15 protein-coding genes are annotated in these 18,399 nt (G+C 39.6%); 4 read left to right on the top strand and 11 right to left on the bottom strand.

Features of this window, described 5'->3' with window-relative positions; translation table 11 throughout:
• Window positions 1-22 precede the first annotated feature (22 nt).
• Window positions 23-535, bottom strand: a complete 513-nt coding sequence (gene rppH / locus Q1K78_RS03375) for an RNA pyrophosphohydrolase (RefSeq protein ID WP_005417607.1) — start codon at window positions 533-535, stop codon at window positions 23-25.
• 597 nt (window positions 536-1,132) lie between these two features.
• On the opposite strand from rppH, the gene mutH reads away from it, so the two are divergent.
• Window positions 1,133-1,801, top strand: a complete 669-nt coding sequence (gene mutH, locus Q1K78_RS03370) for a DNA mismatch repair endonuclease MutH (protein ID WP_300174437.1) — start codon at window positions 1,133-1,135, stop codon at window positions 1,799-1,801.
• Between the two features lie 60 nt (window positions 1,802-1,861).
• Here the strand turns inward: mutH and Q1K78_RS03365 are convergent, their stop codons facing one another.
• From Q1K78_RS03365 to xerD, 6 genes are all read right to left on the bottom strand, one after another.
• Window positions 1,862-3,199: a sigma-54 dependent transcriptional regulator gene (locus Q1K78_RS03365; protein WP_300174435.1), complete on the bottom strand. Its 1,338-nt coding sequence runs from the start codon at window positions 3,197-3,199 to the stop codon at window positions 1,862-1,864.
• A 399-nt stretch (window positions 3,200-3,598) separates the two neighbouring features.
• The gene (lysS, locus tag Q1K78_RS03360; protein WP_300174433.1) at window positions 3,599-5,104 is read right to left on the bottom strand and encodes a lysine--tRNA ligase; all 1,506 of its coding nucleotides are present in this window, start codon (window positions 5,102-5,104) and stop codon (window positions 3,599-3,601) included.
• Between the two features lie 13 nt (window positions 5,105-5,117).
• Window positions 5,118-6,216, bottom strand: a protein-coding gene (prfB, locus tag Q1K78_RS03355) for a peptide chain release factor 2 (RefSeq protein ID WP_300174431.1) whose coding sequence is annotated in 2 segments (ribosomal slippage) — window positions 5,118-6,140 and window positions 6,142-6,216 — 1,098 coding nt in all. Because the reading frame shifts where the segments join, the coding sequence is not laid out codon by codon here.
• A 281-nt stretch (window positions 6,217-6,497) separates the two neighbouring features.
• Window positions 6,498-8,237 (bottom strand): single-stranded-DNA-specific exonuclease RecJ, encoded by a 1,740-nt coding sequence (gene recJ / locus Q1K78_RS03350; protein WP_300174429.1) that lies wholly within the window; start codon window positions 8,235-8,237, stop codon window positions 6,498-6,500.
• A gap of 99 nt (window positions 8,238-8,336) precedes the next feature.
• On the bottom strand, window positions 8,337-9,113 hold the full coding sequence (gene dsbC, locus Q1K78_RS03345; protein WP_300174427.1) for a bifunctional protein-disulfide isomerase/oxidoreductase DsbC: 777 nt from the start codon (window positions 9,111-9,113) through the stop codon (window positions 8,337-8,339).
• Window positions 9,114-9,189: 76 nt separating this feature from the next.
• A complete protein-coding gene (xerD, locus tag Q1K78_RS03340; protein ID WP_300174425.1) occupies window positions 9,190-10,098 on the bottom strand; it encodes a site-specific tyrosine recombinase XerD in 909 nt (302 codons plus the stop codon).
• A gap of 130 nt (window positions 10,099-10,228) precedes the next feature.
• On the opposite strand from xerD, the gene fldB reads away from it, so the two are divergent.
• Window positions 10,229-10,747 carry a flavodoxin FldB gene (gene fldB, locus Q1K78_RS03335; protein ID WP_300174423.1) on the top strand — a complete coding sequence of 173 codons (519 nt, stop codon included), beginning with the start codon at window positions 10,229-10,231 and terminating at the stop codon, window positions 10,745-10,747.
• Window positions 10,748-10,855: 108 nt separating this feature from the next.
• Here fldB and brnQ read toward each other — a convergent pair whose 3' ends face one another.
• On the bottom strand, window positions 10,856-12,169 hold the full coding sequence (brnQ, locus tag Q1K78_RS03330; RefSeq protein WP_300174421.1) for a branched-chain amino acid transport system II carrier protein: 1,314 nt from the start codon (window positions 12,167-12,169) through the stop codon (window positions 10,856-10,858).
• A 287-nt stretch (window positions 12,170-12,456) separates the two neighbouring features.
• On the opposite strand from brnQ, the gene Q1K78_RS03325 reads away from it, so the two are divergent.
• Together Q1K78_RS03325 and srmB are read left to right on the top strand one after the other, a co-directional pair.
• The gene (locus tag Q1K78_RS03325) at window positions 12,457-13,161 is read left to right on the top strand and encodes a methyltransferase (protein WP_300174419.1); all 705 of its coding nucleotides are present in this window, start codon (window positions 12,457-12,459) and stop codon (window positions 13,159-13,161) included.
• A gap of 88 nt (window positions 13,162-13,249) precedes the next feature.
• Entirely contained in the window at window positions 13,250-14,497 is a 1,248-nt protein-coding gene (gene srmB, locus Q1K78_RS03320) for an ATP-dependent RNA helicase SrmB (RefSeq protein WP_300174417.1), read from the top strand.
• Between the two features lie 207 nt (window positions 14,498-14,704).
• Here srmB and fbaA read toward each other — a convergent pair whose 3' ends face one another.
• The 3 genes from fbaA to epd all read right to left on the bottom strand — a co-directional run bounded on the left by fbaA (window position 14,705) and on the right by epd (window position 18,283).
• Window positions 14,705-15,781: a class II fructose-bisphosphate aldolase gene (gene fbaA / locus Q1K78_RS03315; protein WP_300174415.1), complete on the bottom strand. Its 1,077-nt coding sequence runs from the start codon at window positions 15,779-15,781 to the stop codon at window positions 14,705-14,707.
• Between the two features lie 153 nt (window positions 15,782-15,934).
• A complete protein-coding gene (locus Q1K78_RS03310; RefSeq protein WP_300174413.1) occupies window positions 15,935-17,098 on the bottom strand; it encodes a phosphoglycerate kinase in 1,164 nt (387 codons plus the stop codon).
• A gap of 165 nt (window positions 17,099-17,263) precedes the next feature.
• On the bottom strand, window positions 17,264-18,283 hold the full coding sequence (gene epd / locus Q1K78_RS03305) for an erythrose-4-phosphate dehydrogenase (protein WP_300174411.1): 1,020 nt from the start codon (window positions 18,281-18,283) through the stop codon (window positions 17,264-17,266).
• Window positions 18,284-18,399 lie beyond the last annotated feature (116 nt).

Here is an 18,399-nt window from a genome sequence, read left to right as displayed (position 1 = left end):
AAGGCTATAAGGCATCGACCGCTTACCCTTTTTTACCTTTCCTTTTAAATTTTCGTTCCTTAAACGGCATAGCAATTACCGCGAACTCTTTCAATGCTCGGCGATAAACATCACGCTTAAATGAAACCACTTGTCGAACCGGGTACCAATAACTTACCCATCGCCACCCATCAAATTCTGGTGAACGATCTCTTTGCATATTCACCTTGGATTCATCACATTCCAAGCGTAACAAAAACCACTTCTGTTTTTGTCCAATACAGACAGGCTTTGAATCCCATCTAACTAAACGTTTTGGTAATTTATATCGCAACCAATGACGGCTACTCGCTAAAATACGTACGTCATTTTTAGTCAAACCTACTTCTTCGTACAATTCCCGGTACATAGCTTGTTCAGGAGTCTCACCATCATCAATGCCACCTTGTGGAAACTGCCAAGAATGTTGTCCGTATCGTTTCGCCCAGAATACTTGACCATGGCTATTGCATATCACTATCCCGACGTTCGGGCGGAAACCATCGCCATCTATCACTGGATGACCTCATCTTAAACTTATATTACCTTTGATTTTTTCACAGATCGTCTCTTTGAGCAAACAGGATCACACTTTCTTGTCACGTTTTACTAAAATAAGCACTTTTGTAGAATAACTTTTAATCAAAAGAAGAGTTATCAACATTGCAATGAGAGCTACCCCACATTTATTCACCTTTTCTGTGCATAACTTTGTGAAGAAGATAAAAACGAACCAAATTACACAATAAAAACCAGTTTCGTTATAGAGTAGGATAAAAAACAAGAAATAAATAAAAATCTTATTAAACATAATGTTAAGCTCAAGATCTTTAACTTGATCTTTTTTAACCTACACGCCACGAATAATAAAAACACAGATCGATTAAAGAACGACCAACTTGATGGTTACCCACAATTACAAGCTCTATTCTGAGGTATACCTTAAAAAGTCAATCACTTATTCGTAAATATAATACTGTATATAGATCCATAGAAAGAGATAAGGTATAGAAAATAATCATGAATGTGGATAACTTAATTAGATCCAATCAAGCTCGTGAAATCAAAGAATAATGTGCTAATCTTATCCCATTAATACCATTACAGAGCGGTTATGAAGCAATTGCCACCAACAAGTACCAATGAGCTCTTAGCAAAAGCTGAAAGCATCGCAGGCTATACCCTGTCTGAACTTGCCGCACAAGCAGGTATCCCTGTTCCTGAAAATTTGAAGCGTGATAAAGGCTGGGTTGGACAGTTATTAGAGTGGCATCTAGGCGCATCAGCAGGCAGTAAACCTTTACCTGATTTTATAGATCTTGGGATTGAATTAAAAACCATTCCGATCAGCCATAATGGAAAACCTCTTGAAACCACCTTTGTTTCTGTCGCACCGTTAACTGGTGTTCATGGCTTAAAATGGGAAGAGTCACATGTTCGTCATAAATTAGCGCACGTTTTATGGATCCCTGTTGAAGGAGAAAGAGAGATCCCTGTAGGTGACCGTCACGTAGGTTACCCCGTTTTATGGCGACCTTCTATAGAAGAAGAACAGCAACTAAAACAAGATTGGGAAGAGTTAATGGATTTAATTGTCTTAGGCAAAGTGGCGTTCATTACAGCAAAACATGGCGAGGTATTACAGCTCAGGCCAAAAGCGGCAAACAGTCAAGCCCTTACCGAAGCGTATGGTGAGAATGGTCAACCAATCAAAACGTTACCAAGAGGCTTCTATTTAAAAACTCATTTTACTCACAAGATCCTTACGTCATTTTTTAATTAAAAAAGGCTTACCCCTGAAAGATAAGCCTTCTATATATTTAATTATTACAGATCAAAGTTCCTAACTATAGGTCCTTGGTTCTGAAATTAAATTATGTTTATTCAATAAGCGGTACATGGTTGCTCGTGATACACCCAGTTCTTTGGCAGCTGAAGATACTTGACCATCATGAGATTCTAATACCAATAATAATGCATCACGTTCTGAATCTTCACGGATCACTCGTAAACTGCGTTTTGTATCATTACGTAGAGGAAGATCTAAATGTTCAAGATCAATCGTCATACTATCTGCAAGAAGTACTGCTCGTTTTACTTGGTTTACTAGTTCACGAACATTACCTGGCCATTGATAATGAAGCATTGTTTGCATTGCATCTTCAGAAAAAGTGCGAGCTTGCGTATTGTATTCTTTTGCATAGCGTTGAAGGAAATGATCCGCTAAAATCGAAATATCAGAAGTTCTCTCTTTTAGAGGAGGGACATGAATACGAAGTACATTTAAGCGGTAATACAGCTCTTCTTTAAAGCAACCTTCCTCTATTGCTTTTTCAATATCTACGTGGCTAGCGACAATCACACGCACATCAATATCAATAAAGCCTTCTGCTGTTTCAATATTACCTTCTTGTAAAAAACGTAATAAATGCTGTTGTTGAGTAACGGGTAAGTCATTAATGTCATTTAAAAATAGAGTGCCGCCACTTGCTTGAAATAATTTAGATTCTTGATATTCAGAAAGATGAAGACCAAATAATTCCTGCTCGATTTTAGTTTCAGATAACGAACCGCAATTTAGAGATATAAACGGACCTTTATTACGCCCTGATGAATCATGTACCGCTTTTGCGACCGTGTCTTTACCAACACCGCTTTCACCAGAAATTAAAATCGAAACATCTGTTGGTGCTACACGCCGAATTTGATCGCGTAAACGCTTAACGGTAGGTGCTTCACCTAGGATCCCTAAATCCGATTTCTTGCCCATGTTAGGCCATACTTTACGTTCTAGCTTCAGCATTCCTAACTGATGCCCAATCGTACTTAAAAGCTGTGTATCAGGGATCGGAGCGGTGAAAAAATCAATACAGAAATTCACAATGAATTGGCAAATAGTATCTGAGCTTAGTTGCGATTCACGAATAAACGCCATCCAACGAACTTGTTTATTATTATTAACTAACGTTGCTATACCATTAAGGCTGAAATCATCTTGGCTTAAATCAACAATACCAATGCACGGGCCAATTTCGTCAAACAGTGCTTGTGCAGCGCGGAGATCATAGCAACGATGACAACGCCAGCCCACTTGTTCTAATACTGCTAACCAAGGTTCATAGCTTCCACCAACTACTACCAATGAACCTGGAACAGAATCCATACGAAACTGAGTACCCATAAGCCTTACCTCTATATTCTAAATATTAAATCAACTGAAAATCGTTATAAAGCAACTATACAGGTTTTAAGACGACAACTGGTCTCACAAATGAGAGGGTCGTCGTAGTTTTAACAAAAACAACACAATCGAGTCGTTGGTTACAAATGATAGTTAACATATTAGATAAGTTTATGCTTTAACTTTGAGAATTAACATTATTTTAAGTATAAAAAATGAAATTTTAATAACATTTTAAGGCGTGACTGGGATTAAAAGAGAATTGTAAAGATTCGGTCAATTGATCAAAAATGTACTTAGTTTTTTGATTTTTATGCATTATGAATTATGAATAATGAATAAAAGTTAAAAAAAAGAGCGACTTATATAGCCACTCTTTCTCATTAATTTAATTCTTAATTATGCTTGAGGACGCATAGAAGGGAATAAAATCACATCACGAATTGTGTGAGTGTTAGTGAATAGCATCACTAAACGGTCGATACCAATACCTTGACCCGCAGTTGGCGGTAAACCGTGTTCAAGAGCTGTAATGTAGTCTGCATCGTAATACATTGCTTCATCATCACCAGACTCTTTAGCGTTAACTTGCGCTTTAAAACGCTCATCTTGGTCTTGTGCATCATTCAACTCAGAGAAACCATTTGCAACTTCACGACCACCAATAAAGAACTCAAAACGGTCTGTAATGAAGTCATTATTGTCGTTACGACGAGCTAGTGGTGAAATATCTGCTGGGTATTCAGTAATGAACGTTGGTTGCATAAGTTGAGGTTCAGCCGTTTCGCCAAAGATCTCTTCTAAAAGCTGACCACATGTCCAGAAGCTTTCAACTTCAACATGAACTGATTTCGCAATAGAAACCATTAAGTCACGATCTTGAACGCCTTCATATGTTAGCGCTTGGATTTCTGCGTGCTCTGGGTTGTACATTTTGATCGCGTCTAACATGCTCATACGTGCATATTTACCACCAAAATCAACCGTTGCTTCGCCGTAAGGCATTTTGTCACTGCCTAGTACAGAGATCGCTACTTGAGATAGCATCGCTTCTGTTAGGTCCATTAAATCGTTGTAATCAGCATACGCCATATAGAATTCCATCATTGTGAATTCTGGGTTATGACGAGGAGATAAACCTTCGTTACGGAAGTTACGGTTGATTTCGAATACGCGCTCAAAACCACCAACAACTAGACGCTTAAGGTAAAGCTCTGGTGCTACACGTAAGTACATGTCAACATCAAGTGCATTATGGTGAGTAACGAACGGACGAGCCGATGCGCCACCAGGGATAACGTGCATCATTGGTGTTTCAACTTCCATGAAGCCTTTATCAACCATGAAGTTACGAATTGCAGAAACCACTTTAGAGCGGATAATAAATGCAGTACGAGAATCTTCATTTACGATAAGGTCAACATAACGCTGACGGTAACGCATTTCTTGGTCAGTTAAACCGTGGAATTTTTCAGGCAATGGACGTAGTGCTTTAGTTAGCAATACGAACTCTTCCATATTCACGTAAAGATCGCCTTTACCTGATTTATGTAGAGCACCTTTAACACCGATGATGTCACCGATATCTAAGCCTTGATATTTTTCTTTAAGCTCTTTTTGCACATCTTTTGATGCGTAAGCTTGGATCTTACCAGACACTTCTTGGATCAATAAGAAAGGACCGCGCTTCGCCATTACACGGCCAGCAATTGCTACAATGTGGTTTAATTCTTCTAGCTCTTCTTTGGTCTTTTCACCAAATTCTGATTGAAGATCCGCAGCAAGACTGTCACGACGGAAGTCATTCGGGTGGCCATTAGCCTTACATGCTTGACGGATATGGTCTAATTTACCACGACGTTCTGCAATCAGTTTGTTTTCATCTAGTTGTACTTGGTCAGTCATAATGAACCCTTTCTTATAATCCAGATTTTAAGCTGGCTTCGATAAATTTATCTAAATCACCGTCTAATACGGCCTGCGTATTACGATTTTCAATGCCGGTACGCAAATCTTTAATGCGCGAATCATCCAATACGTATGAGCGGATCTGACTGCCCCACCCAATGTCGGATTTAGAATCTTCGTTTACTTGTTTCTCTGCGTTTTGTTTCTGAAGCTCAAGTTCAAACAGCTTTGCTTTCAACTGCTTCATCGCTTGTGCTTTGTTTTTATGCTGAGAACGATCATTTTGACATTGCACAACTGTATTTGTCGGAACGTGAGTAATACGAACCGCAGATTCAGTGGTGTTTACGTGTTGACCACCCGCGCCAGAAGCTCGGTATACATCAATACGTAAATCAGCAGGGTTGATATCCACTTCAATGTTGTCATCTATCTCAGGATAGATAAACGCTGAAGCAAATGAGGTATGTCGGCGACCACTTGAATCAAATGGAGACTTACGAACTAAACGGTGTACACCAGTTTCTGTACGTAACCAACCATAAGCATATTCACCAGAGATACGAACTGTTGCGCCTTTAAGGCCGGCAACATCGCCACCAGAGACTTCGATAACTTCCGTTTTAAATCCTTTGGCTTCCGCCCAACGCAAATACATACGCAACATCATAGATGTCCAATCTTGCGCTTCTGTACCGCCAGAGCCTGATTGTAAATCAATATAACAATCTGATGAATCATGAGCCCCTGAGAACATGCGACGGAATTCTAGTGTCGCTAACTTTGCTTCTAGTTCAGCAAGTTCAGGTTCAATCTCATCAAAGGTTTCTTGATCTTGTTCTTCAACTGCCAATTCAAGTAGTCCTTCAACGTCTTCGCCGCCGAGGTCTAATTGATCAATAGTTTCTACAATCGCTTCCAGAGAGGCACGTTCTTTACCTAACGCTTGTGCGCGTTCAGGCTCATTCCATACTTCTGGTTGTTCTAACTCTGCATTGACTTCTTCTAGACGCTCTTTTCTCGCATCATAGTCAAAGGTACCCCCTCAGGATATTTGTGCGATCAGACACATCCTGTAGGCGGTTTTTAATAGGATTAATTTCGAACATGGTGTTTATCATCGCCGAATAAAAAATAACCGAGTGATTTTAACCAAAAGTGTGATAGAAATCGAGGTATTTCACCCTTTGAAAGCAAGAACAATAAGTATTGAGAAAATGGTGTAAATTTAATCACATCAAATTTATTTTTATTTAACCTCAGCTCGGAATACGAGTCTTTCCATTTTCATACAAAGCAAAGCATTAACATATCATTAGGTATTTCTTAACGGCAAGTTAGGTAATGATTAACCTTGCCGTTTTTATGAGAGGCTTCTTCTATTGTTTATTTATATAGGTTCGATATATTCAACCATTAACTGTAATGTTTGATTACCTCTGAATTCATTGATATCTAAACGATACGCCAGTTTTACTTTTTGCACCGATGCATCAGGCCAGCGACGAATATCAATATTAAAGGCAATTGCATCTACCATTTTATTAGTTGGAAAATCTCTATGAATTGGCTCCAACATCAGTTTAAGATGTTTCTCACCCACTAATCGTTGATTTAAAACTTTAAACTCACCATCAAAAATAGGTTCAGGGAAAGCTTGTCCCCATGGCCCACCAGCTCGAATGATTTCAGCCGTACCTAAAGTAAATTCTTCCGGCGTTAATTCACCATCAGATAAAACCACACCATTAAGCGCTTCTTCTTCTACTGATCCACGCACCACGTCATCAAAAGCTTGGCTAAATTTCTTATAATCAACTTCTTTAATGGTTAAGCCCGCTGCCATTGCATGACCACCAAATTTTAAAATCAAACCAGGATTACGAGTGTCGATTAAATCCAATGCATCACGCATGTGAAATCCTGTAATGGAACGACACGACCCTTTAATGAATCCATCACCACCATCAGCAAAGGCGATCACTGGACGATGATATTTTTCTTTAATACGAGAAGCAAGAATTCCAATCACACCCTGATGCCAATCTCGTTGGAATAACACCAAGCCAAAAGGCAATTCACTTTGTGCGCCAAATTCTAAGCGCTCACAAATCGCCATCGCTTCGTCTTTCATGCCTTGCTCTATCTCTTTACGAGTTTGATTCAAAGCATCCAGCTCAGAGGCCATTCGACGCGCAGCATGAATATTGTTAGACATGAGGAGTTCAACACCAAACGACATGTCATCCAAACGCCCTGCCGCATTAATTCTTGGACCAAGCGCAAAACCAAAATCTGAAGCAACAATTCGAGAAGGCACTTTATTAGCCACTTCAATTAGTGCCTGAATACCCGGACGACATTTACCTGCACGAATACGTTGGATACCTTGATGTACCAAAATACGGTTATTTTCATCCAGAGCCACTAAGTCAGCAACGGTTCCTAAAGCCACTAAATCCAATAGATCAGCCAGGTTTGGAATTGGAATATTTTGAGTTTCAAACCAGTTGTTTTCGCGTAAACGAGCACGGATAGCCAGCATCAAGTAGAAAGCCACACCAACGCCTGCTAGTGATTTTGATGGAAACGCACACTCTTCAAGGTTAGGGTTAACAATTGAATCAGCAATTGGCAAAGTAGATCCCGGTAAGTGGTGATCGGTTACCACTACTTGCATCCCATAGGCTTTAGCTGCGGCTACTCCTTCAATAGATGAAACACCATTATCTACCGTCATGATGATCTCTGCCCCCATAGCTTTCGCTTGGTCGACTACATCTGGGCTTAACCCGTAACCATCTTCAAAACGGTTAGGCACTAAGTAATCTACATTACTACTGCCCATTAATCGAAATGCCATGACAGATAATGCCGAACTCGTCGCCCCATCCGCATCAAAATCACCAACTATAATAATACGAGTTTGCTTAGCTATTGCTTCAACTAAAATATCAACCGCTTTAGTAATGCCATGCATCGATTGATATGACAGTAAATGCTTAGCGCCACGCTCTAATTGATCGTTTGATGTGATCCCGCGAGCCGCATAGATCCGTTGTAAGATTGAAGGAATTGAATTCGGAAGTGTTGGGATTTCAGGAATAATACGACGTTTCACTTCAATCATGATAATAGCCTAATGTTATGGTTACGAAGATAAAAAAATCCCCGCACTATACTCATCTAAATAAGTATTACGGGGATTAAAATTGGGTTGAAGAAAGAATTATTTTTCTAAGTCTTTCAATAACTCTTGTGCTGGTTTGTAACCAGGAACTAGATCACCATTAGGAAGCACAATAGCAGGAGTACCATTTACACCCATTTTACGACCTAATAAATATTGTTCTTTGATAATGTTCTTACACTCAGCGGTGGCTGGTTTTGAACCATTAATTGCACGGTTTGATTTCGCATCTTCCATTGCCTGCTGCTTGTCATCAGCACACCAAATTTGCGCCATCTTATCAGCAACAGTACCTTGATAACCTTGGCGAGGGTATGCTAAATAACGAACGGTAATACCGGCATCATTATAATCTTTCATCTCTTTGTGTAGCTTAGTACAGTAGCCACAAGTGGTATCAGTAAAGACGGTAATCACGTGTTTTTCGTTTTTCGCAGGGAACACAATCATGTTCTCGCTTTGGCTATCAACCAATTTAGAAAAACGAGCTGCTAATAAATCTTTCATGTTACCTTTTTCATCAAACTCGAAAATACGACCTTGAATGAAATGTTTGCCATCACTTGATACATAAAAAATACCAAATGGGGTTTCAACCTGTTTAAAACCATCTACTTCTGAATCGTGAATAGCTTCAACAGGCAAGCCTAATGTCGTTAAACGCTGAGTAATTGCTTGTTCTGAATCAGCCTGAGATGCTTCAACAACTGACGAAGATACTGCATGCTCTTTTGCTTGATCATCAGAACAGGCAGTAAAAGAAATTACACTCAATAAAGCAATAAACATCGCGCTAGTACGGCGAATAAATGACATAAAAGATACCTATAAAAAAAATAAAAATAGAAAGTTTAAATTTTAGAGTAGTAAACCAACAAGAAGTTCCCTATTACTATGAACGAGGGTGATGCTCTTGATGGATCTGTTTTAAACGTTCCGTTGCTACGTGAGTATATATTTGTGTCGTCGAAAGGTCACTATGTCCTAGTAACATTTGTACGACTCTAAGATCTGCCCCATAATTTAATAAATGTGTCGCAAAAGCATGGCGCAAAACGTGAGGTGATAATTTATCACTATCAATCCCTGCAATCACCGCATAATGTTTAATACGATGCCAAAAGGTTTGTCTTGTCATTTGTCTCGCTCGTTTACTAGGGAATACCACATCTGAGCTTTTTTCACCAAGTAACGCTGGACGCCCTTGATCTAGAAAAGTTTGGATCCAATCAACCGCATTTTCACCCATTGGCACTAAACGCTCTTTATCGCCTTTACCAGTAACGCGAACTACCCCTTGACGAAGACTTAAATTTTCCATCGTTAAACTGACTAATTCCGTAACACGTAAACCAGTCGCATAAAGCAACTCCAACATGGCACGATCGCGCAATCCTAGTGGATCTTTTACATCTGGAGCTTCTAATAGGTCATTAACCTGCTCTTCACTTAAATCTTTTGGTAAACGTTGCGGTAACTTAGGACTCATCAATAAGGCCGTTGGATCATCGCCACGAATTTTCTCTCTGTGTAGATATTGAAAAAATCGACGAAGTGCTGACAACATACGGGCTCGTGAAGTCTGCTTGTATTCTTTATCTACCAAGTATGCCTGATATTCATTTAATCCCATTGCTGAAATAGAGGCACATTTATAATGATTATCTTCTAGCCATTGCAGTAATTTCACCAAATCATTTCGATACGAAGCCAACGTATTTTCTGATAATCCACGCTCCATCCACATGGTATCTAAAAAACGCTCAATTAAAGCCATATCATTGTTCATTGCCATCACCATTTACTGAAAACCAAAAATACTGGTTAGAATTACAGTATTAAACAATTTTACGCGCTTTCAATGCAAGTTTAATTTTAATAATCATTTGCGGTACACTAGGCTTTCGTCCTCTTTAATTATGGTAGTTAGAATGAAAATTGGTCTGTTTTACGGCTCTTCCACGTGTTACACCGAAATGGCATCTGAGAAAATCAGAGCCATAATGGGCGAAGAGTTAGTTGATATCTACAATATTAAAGAGACCCCAACAGCAACAATGAACGATTATGATCTGTTGTTGCTTGGCATTTCCACTTGGGATTTTGGTGAAATTCAAGAAGATTGGTTGGCGGTATGGGAAGAGCTTAATGGCCTTTCTTTACAAGGCAAGACAATCGCCCTATTTGGGTTAGGTGATCAAGAGGGTTATGGCGAATGGTTCTTAGATGCGATGGGTTTATTGCATGACGAATTAAAAGCGACTGACGCTAAATTCATTGGTTATTGGAAAAATGAAGGCTATCAGTTTGAGGCTTCAAAAGCATTAACTGAAGATGAATCTCAATTTGTCGGTTTAGCGCTGGATGAAGACAGTCAATATGATAAGAGTGATGAGCGTATTGAGCAGTGGTGTGAACAGGTGTTAGTTGAGTATCACGACTCGCTTTAATAACTAGAAACAATACGCTTCGCTAACTAGATCGCTTCGCTCCTATAAAAGAAAAGAGCGAGTAAACTCAAATAGTATACTCGCTCTTACTGTTTCTAATTTTTTAAATTATGCGTTTTCAGTCACTAGTTCGTCTTCTTTCTTACCAACAAAACGAACAACAATCATCGATGCAAACGTTGGAATAACCCAAGCCATACCGTGATCAAACATTGGCAACATAGAGAACGCTGACATATCTGCACCAGCAACCTTCGCGGCATCTAATACTGCAAAACACGTCGCAACTAAAATCACAACTCGGTAAGCAAAACGAGGGTTTGGCATAAACTTACGTGTAAATGCTAATGCCACCAACGCAATGGCTACAGGGTAAAGTAAGAACAATACTGGTACCGACAAGGTAATTAGCTGGCTTAAACCAACATTAGCAACCACTGCACATGCAACACCAACAATTATAACCCATGCTTTATACGTCACTTTGCAAATTGAACTAAAGTAATCTGCACATGCAGAGATCAGACCAATCGCTGTCGTTAAACAAGCAATCAATACGATAATAGACAATACAATTTGACCAGAAGAACCAAATAAAGCCAGAGTGTAAGCACTTAATATAGCTCCACCATTACTCGCACCAGCAGCGACAGTACTTGACGTTGCACCTAAATAAAATAGTGAAATATAAACAAACGCCAAACCAAGAGCAGCAATGCAACCAGCTATCGTTAAGTATTTAGTTGTCGCTTTGTGTTCCGTAATGCCTTTCTTTTTCAATGCATCGATAATTAAAATACCGAACATTAGCGCACCAAAGGTATCCATGGTGTTATAGCCTTCAAAGAAACCCGTCGTTAGAGGACTATTAATATAATTTCCTGTTGCTGCAACAATCTCACCTTGTGGATTAACAAATACCGCAACCGCTAAAATGATTAAACCAATGAATAATGCAGGTGTTAAGAACTTACCTATCGTATCAATCAGTTTACCTTGAGACCATGCAAAGAACATTGCGATTGAAAAGAATGCGATTGAAAATAGAGTTAGAGAAAACGGTCCCGCATCAGAAGACATAAATGGTTTTGCAGCCATTTCATAGGCAACTAAACCTGTACGAGGGGCAGCAAAAGCAGGGCCAATGATAACGAACATTAGTATCGCCATAATCATTGCTACTTTAGGTGGTAAATCACGAGTAAGGTGTTGCCAAGAGCCACCAGAAACACCAATAGCAATAATGGTTAATAGTGGTAAGCCTACCGCTGTAATAAGAAAACCACTCATTGCACTAAAGACGTGCTCGCCAGCCATTTGGCCTGCAATTGGTGGAAAGATAATATTACCAGCACCCAAAAAGAAGGCAAAAAGCATGAAGCCAATAGCAATGATATCGGCGAGTTTTAATGACTGTTTCATAAGAAACCCTTGTATAATGTTGTGTGTATTTAATGTTGTGTTTTATATCTTTTTTGATATTTATGTCAGAATAATGAACAAATTATCAACCATTCGCAATAGCCTAGAGAAAAACACCATAATCAAATTGATATTTACAGTAAAAGCAGTGTAATCCTCTATTAATTGCTTTTATAAAAGAGTGATCATTTATCATTAAAAGAATCAACAAAATATCAAAAATAGAACGTCAAACCAATTAACATTAAAAGCGCAATATTAACAACTATTGTCATTTTAGGAGAGTTATGAATAAAAGCTTCACTTTCAAGCAGTTCCACATCGATATTGGCGAATGCGGCATGCCAGTGAGTACTGATGGTGTTTTGTTGGGTGCATGGGCAAATATTATAAATAGCTTATCTATCATTGATATTGGCTGTGGTACGGGGCTGCTAAGCTTAATGTGCGCCCAAAGAGAACCATTAAGTAAAATTGATGCAGTAGAATTAATGCCTACTGCTGTAGAAGTCGCTCAAGTAAACTTCCTCAATAGCAAATGGGCTGAACGGATAGAACTATTTCATCAAGATATCCTCACCTTTATCCCAAATAAGACCTATGATGCAATTATTTGCAACCCTCCCTATTTCAATAACGGTGAGCAATCACAAAAAGGAGATCGCTCAGTTGCTCGTCATACTGACTCTTTATCATTTAGTGATCTCTTATTGCAGAGTAAAAAATTACTTTCACCAAAAGGACGCGCAAGTTTCATTCTTCCACTCGTTGAAGGAGAACAGTTTATTGAAATGGCTAAAAAAACAGGTTTTAGCTTAACCAAACTAACAAAAGTAAAAACAACTGAAAAAAAAGATGCTTCTAGATTATTGATTGAGCTATCTCTTTTTTCTTATTATTATCAAGAGAATACGTTAGTCATTCATAATAAAAATGGCTACAGTAATGACTTTATTCAGTTAACTAGACTCTTTTATCTCAATATGGATTAAAAGATCGGTGATCAGTCTCTAATAAATCACTATAATAACTGGCTAATATCATATTTCTACTCTTTAGACCTGAACGGAGAATTTCACCTTGATCAAAACGTTTGCTGATCTCGATCTATCCCCTAACCTACTGCGCGCTCTTGAGGAGATTGGTTATCAACGTCCAACTCAAGTTCAGGCTATGGCTATCCCTGAAGCATTAGAAGGAAAAGACATCCTTGCTTCTGCTCCAACTGGTACTGGTAAATCAGCGGCTTTCTTGTTGCCTGCTTTACAGCATCTTGACGATTTCCCTCGTCGCGACCCTGGTCCTGCGCGTGTGCTAATTTTGACACCAACTCGTGAGCTTGCAATCCAAGTTGCCGAAGAAGCTCGTCAGTTAGCACAATACACTCACCATAAAATATTCACGATTACTGGCGGCATCAGCTACCAAGATCACGCAGATATCCTTGCAAAAACTCAAGATATCGTTGTTGCTACGCCTGGTCGTTTGATGGAATACATTGAAGCTGAGCGTTTTGACTGTCGTGCGATTGAAACATTGATCCTTGATGAAGCTGACCGCATGCTAGACATGGGCTTTGGTCCTGTTGTAGATCGTCTTTCAAAAGAATGTCGCTGGCGTAAACAAACCTTCTTGTTCTCTGCAACACTAGAAGGTCGTGGCGTAGACGGTTTTGCTGCGGATCTACTGAATGAACCAGCAAAAATAACTGCTGAGCCACCTCGTCGTGAACGTAAAAAAATCACTCAGTGGTATCACCGTGCAGATAGCTTGCCACATAAAATAGAATTACTGAAAAGTATCCTAAAGAACCAGGCTGAACGCGCTATTGTATTTGTAAAAACTCGTGAGCGTCTTGCTGAACTTCGTGGCCATTTAGAAACCGCTAAGATCTCATGTGCATGGCTACAAGGCGACATGCCACAAGAAAGCCGTAATAATGCTATCGCACGTTTTCGTGATGGCAGAGTAAATGTCCTTATTGCGACAGATATTGCTGCTCGCGGTATTGATTTACCTAATGTTAGCCATGTAATTAACTTTGATATGCCTCGTACTGCTGATGTGTATTTACACCGCATTGGTCGTACTGCTCGTGCTGGTAAAAAAGGTAGCGCGGTTTCGTTAATCGAAGCGCATGATCAGAAGATGATGGAACGCGTTGGTCGTTACGTTAAAGAAGAAGATGAAATCATTAAAGAGCGCTTTATTGAAGGGTTGAAACCAACTCATAAAAAAGCGGTATTTAAGAATAAACGTAAGAAGAACGCGAAGAAAAAAGCAGCTATAGCGAAGAAACTTGCACCAAAGAAGAAAAAGAAAAAATAATGTTTATACGCTTCGCTAACTAGAACGCTACGCTCTAGAAACGATAAAAGCAGTCTGTATTTACAGGCTGCTTTTTTATTAGAAGTAACTTAGGAGCTAGAGCTAAATCCTCGTCCCTTCCCCCTGTATTTCCCTTTCTTCAGGCATAAAAAAACCCGCAATCAGCGGGTTTTTGATTAACTCAATTAGAGCGTACTATAATAAAAATTATAGTACGTTAACTGCGTTAAGGTCAGCAAATGCTTTTTCAAGACGCGTAACCATAGAAGCTTGACCTGCACGTAACCAAACGCGTGGATCGTAGTACTTCTTGTTTGGCGCAGATTCGCCAGTTGGGTTACCGATTTGACCTTGTAGGAAATCACGGTTTTCAGCTTCGTATGTACGTACGCCATCCCATGAAGCCCACTGTGTATCAGTATCGATGTTCATTTTGATAACGCCGTAACCGATAGACTCTTGGATTTCTGCTTCAGAAGAACCAGAACCACCGTGGAATACAAAGTTAAGAGCATCAGAAGCGATACCAAACTTCTCAGCACAGTAAGCTTGAGAATCACGTAGGATAGTTGGAGTAAGAACAACGTTACCCGCTTGGTAAACACCGTGTACGTTACCGAAAGAAGCAGCGATAGTGAAACGTGGGCTTACAGCCGTTAGTTTCTCGTATGCGTATGCAACATCTTCAGGTGAAGTGTAAAGCTCAGATGCGTCCATATCAGAGTTATCAACGCCGTCTTCTTCGCCACCAGTACAACCAAGTTCAATCTCGATTGTCATGTTCATTTTAGCCATGCGCTCTAGGTACTTAGCACAAGTTTCGATGTTCTCTTCTAGAGACTCTTCAGAAAGGTCTAGCATGTGTGAAGAGAATAAAGGCTTACCAGTTTCAGCGAAGAATACTTCACCAGCGTCTAGTAGACCGTCGATCCAAGGAAGAAGTTTCTTAGCAGCGTGGTCAGTATGAAGAATAACTGGAACACCGTAAGATTCAGCTACTGCGTGAACGTATTTTGCACCAGCAACAGCACCAAGAATTTGTGCGCCTTGACCTTCAAGTTGAACGCCTTTACCAGCGAAGAAACCTGCACCGCCGTTAGAGAACTGAACAACAACTGGTGCTTTAGCTTTAGAAGCAGCTTCAAGAACAGCATTGATAGTATCAGTGTTGATTACGTTTACTGCAGGAAGAGCAAATTTGTTTTCTTTTGCTACTGCAAATACTTTCTGTACGTCGTCGCCAGAAATAACACCAGGTTTTACAAAATCGAAGATCTTAGACATGGAAGTAGTCCTATTTATTCTATCGTTTTAAAATTAAAAAACTTACGTTCAAATTTTTGCAAACGTTTGCTCACAACTTTTTCTATTGTATCAATAAACATTGTCATCAACAAACGTAAAAGCGGGAATGTTTACATTCCCGCCTTCAAATAATTATGCTTTAGCACGCTCTTCAAGCATAGCTACTGCAGGAAGTACTTTACCTTCAACGAACTCAAGGAATGCACCACCACCAGTAGAGATGTAAGAAACGTCAGCTTTAATACCGAACTTATCGATAGCTGCTAGCGTATCACCACCACCGGCTACAGAGAAACCTTCAGAATCAGCGATTGCTTTAGAAATACCCGCAGTACCTGCTTCAAAGTTTTTGAATTCAAATACGCCAACTGGGCCATTCCAAAGAATTGTTTTTGCATTCTTAATGATGTCAGCAAGAACCGCTGTTGAATCTGGACCAAGGTCGAAGATCATGTCGTCATCTTGAACGTCTGCAACGTTTTTGATTTCAGCTTCAGCGTTTTCATCAAATGCTTTTGCACATGCAACATCAGTAGCAACAGGAATTGCACAATCTACCATCAGTTTTTTAGCCGTTTCAACTAGGTCAGCTTCGTATAAAGACTTACCTACGTTGTGACCTTGAGCTGCGATGAATGTGTTCGCGATACCACCACCAACAACAAGTTGGTCAGCAATTTTAGATAGCGACTCAAGAACAGTTAGCTTAGTTGATACTTTAGAACCACCAACGATAGCAACAAGTGGACGAGCAGGATTGTCCATTGCTTTACCTAGTGCTTCAAGTTCAGCAGCTAGAAGAGGACCAGCACACGCAATAGGAGCGTTCATGCCAACACCGTGAGTTGACGCTTGAGCACGGTGAGCTGTACCAAATGCGTCCATCACGAAGATGTCACATAGTGCTGCGTACTTCTTAGAAAGTTCTTCTTCGTTCTTCTTCTCGCCTTTGTTAAAGCGAACGTTTTCAAGAACAACTAACTCACCAGCGTTTAGTTCAAGACCATCTAGGTAATCTTTAGCTAGTTTAACGTCACAATCTAGCGCGTCATTTAAGTAGTTAACTACAGGAGCTAGAGAGAACTCTTCGTTGTATTCGCCTTCTGTTGGACGACCTAAGTGAGAAGTAACCATTACTTTTGCGCCAGCTTCTAAGCAAAGCTTAATCGTTGGTAGAGATGCAAGGATACGAGCATCAGAAGTTACTTTACCATCTTTTACTGGTACGTTCAGGTCAGCACGGATAAATACGCGTTTACCTGCAAGTTCCAGGTCAGTCATCTTGATTACAGACATGTTGTGTCCTCTCAATTAAATAATAAAAAGCTTTCAAGCCCGGCATCATTGCCAAGCCGATTAAATTCTTACTGCATTATTCAATAAATAGGGATGGAGTTCACTTTTTTCAAGGTGAAAATTAATCTTTTTTCTCTTTCCATCACAAATTTTTGAATGATGCTTTTATTTTTTCATTACTAATGCGGTATCTAGCATCCGATTAGCGAAGCCCCATTCGTTATCACACCAAACCAGCATTTTTACTAAACGCCCGTTACTTACTCTTGTTTGTGACCCATCGACAATCGCGCTATGGGGATCGTGATTAAAGTCGATAGAAACAAGTGGCGCTTCAGTATAGTCAACAATGTTATGTAATGTACACCGAGATGCGTTCACAATGGTTTGATTTATGTCATTAACTTTCACATTTGTATTAATTGTTACACTTAAATCCATCGCCGTGACGTTTACCGTCGGCACTCGTACAGAAATAGCTTCAAATTTGTTGGAAAATTTCGGAAAGATTCGTTCGATACCTTTATGCAGTTTTGTATCGACTGGAATGATAGACTGGCTTGCGGCTCGGGTTCGACGTAAATCGGTATGGTAAGCATCTATCACTGGCTGATCATTCATTGAAGAATGAATAGTGGTAATCGTACCCGAATCAATCCCAAACGCATCATCAATCGCCTTAATCACCGGGATAATACAGTTAGTAGTACAAGACCCATTAGAGACAACTTTATGCTCTGGAAGCAACGAGTCATGATTAACACCATAAATAATAGTGTTATCTAAATCTGAACTGCCTGGATGTGAAAATAGAACCTTTTTCGCGCCTGCTGCAATGTGCTTTTCACCATCGGCTTTTGATCCATAAACGCCAGTACAATCGAGTACGAGATCAACGTTTAATGAGCTCCATGGTAAAAGAGAAATGTCCGCTTGATGTACAATACGAATTCGATCTTGAGAGCCATTAGGTAAATCGATATAAAGATATTCTTGATCATGAGTGACTTTATGCTGAAAACGTCCATGAGTTGAATCGTATTGAAGTAGATGTGCCATCCCTTCTGGTTGTGATAATTCATTAACTGCCACTATTTCTATTTGGTCACGTTTTCCACTTTCATACAAGGCTCGTAATACACTACGACCTATTCGGCCAAATCCATTTATCGCCACTCTCAACATGATATTTTATTCTCTTAAATCCATTTCCGACTATTGTACTCCTTTCACTTTTTTCTTAAAGGATCAAAAAAGCGAAGCCACCTTTCGATAACTTCGCTTTTTATTCAGTTACTCAC

Source organism: uncultured Aliivibrio sp. (genome assembly GCF_946479765.1).
Lineage (GTDB): Bacteria > Pseudomonadota > Gammaproteobacteria > Enterobacterales > Vibrionaceae > Aliivibrio.
This window is presented reverse-complemented; position numbering and strand designations above follow the sequence as displayed.

Bases quoted from the DNA above. Each gene is read 5' to 3' on its own strand.
- epd (WP_300174411.1), bottom strand. From the start codon at position 18,283: ATGTTGAGAGTGGCGATAAATGGATTTGGCCGAATAGGTCGTAGTGTA.
- Q1K78_RS03310 (WP_300174413.1), bottom strand. From the start codon at position 17,098: ATGTCTGTAATCAAGATGACTGACCTGGAACTTGCAGGTAAACGCGTA.
- brnQ (WP_300174421.1), bottom strand. From the start codon at position 12,169: ATGAAACAGTCATTAAAACTCGCCGATATCATTGCTATTGGCTTCATG.
- mutH (WP_300174437.1), top strand. From the start codon at position 1,133: ATGAAGCAATTGCCACCAACAAGTACCAATGAGCTCTTAGCAAAAGCT.
- Q1K78_RS03325 (WP_300174419.1), top strand. From the start codon at position 12,457: ATGAATAAAAGCTTCACTTTCAAGCAGTTCCACATCGATATTGGCGAA.
- xerD (WP_300174425.1), bottom strand. From the start codon at position 10,098: ATGGTGATGGCAATGAACAATGATATGGCTTTAATTGAGCGTTTTTTA.
- recJ (WP_300174429.1), bottom strand. From the start codon at position 8,237: ATGATTGAAGTGAAACGTCGTATTATTCCTGAAATCCCAACACTTCCG.
- fbaA (WP_300174415.1), bottom strand. From the start codon at position 15,781: ATGTCTAAGATCTTCGATTTTGTAAAACCTGGTGTTATTTCTGGCGAC.
- fldB (WP_300174423.1), top strand. From the start codon at position 10,229: ATGAAAATTGGTCTGTTTTACGGCTCTTCCACGTGTTACACCGAAATG.
- lysS (WP_300174433.1), bottom strand. From the start codon at position 5,104: ATGACTGACCAAGTACAACTAGATGAAAACAAACTGATTGCAGAACGT.
- dsbC (WP_300174427.1), bottom strand. From the start codon at position 9,113: ATGTCATTTATTCGCCGTACTAGCGCGATGTTTATTGCTTTATTGAGT.
- Q1K78_RS03365 (WP_300174435.1), bottom strand. From the start codon at position 3,199: ATGGGTACTCAGTTTCGTATGGATTCTGTTCCAGGTTCATTGGTAGTA.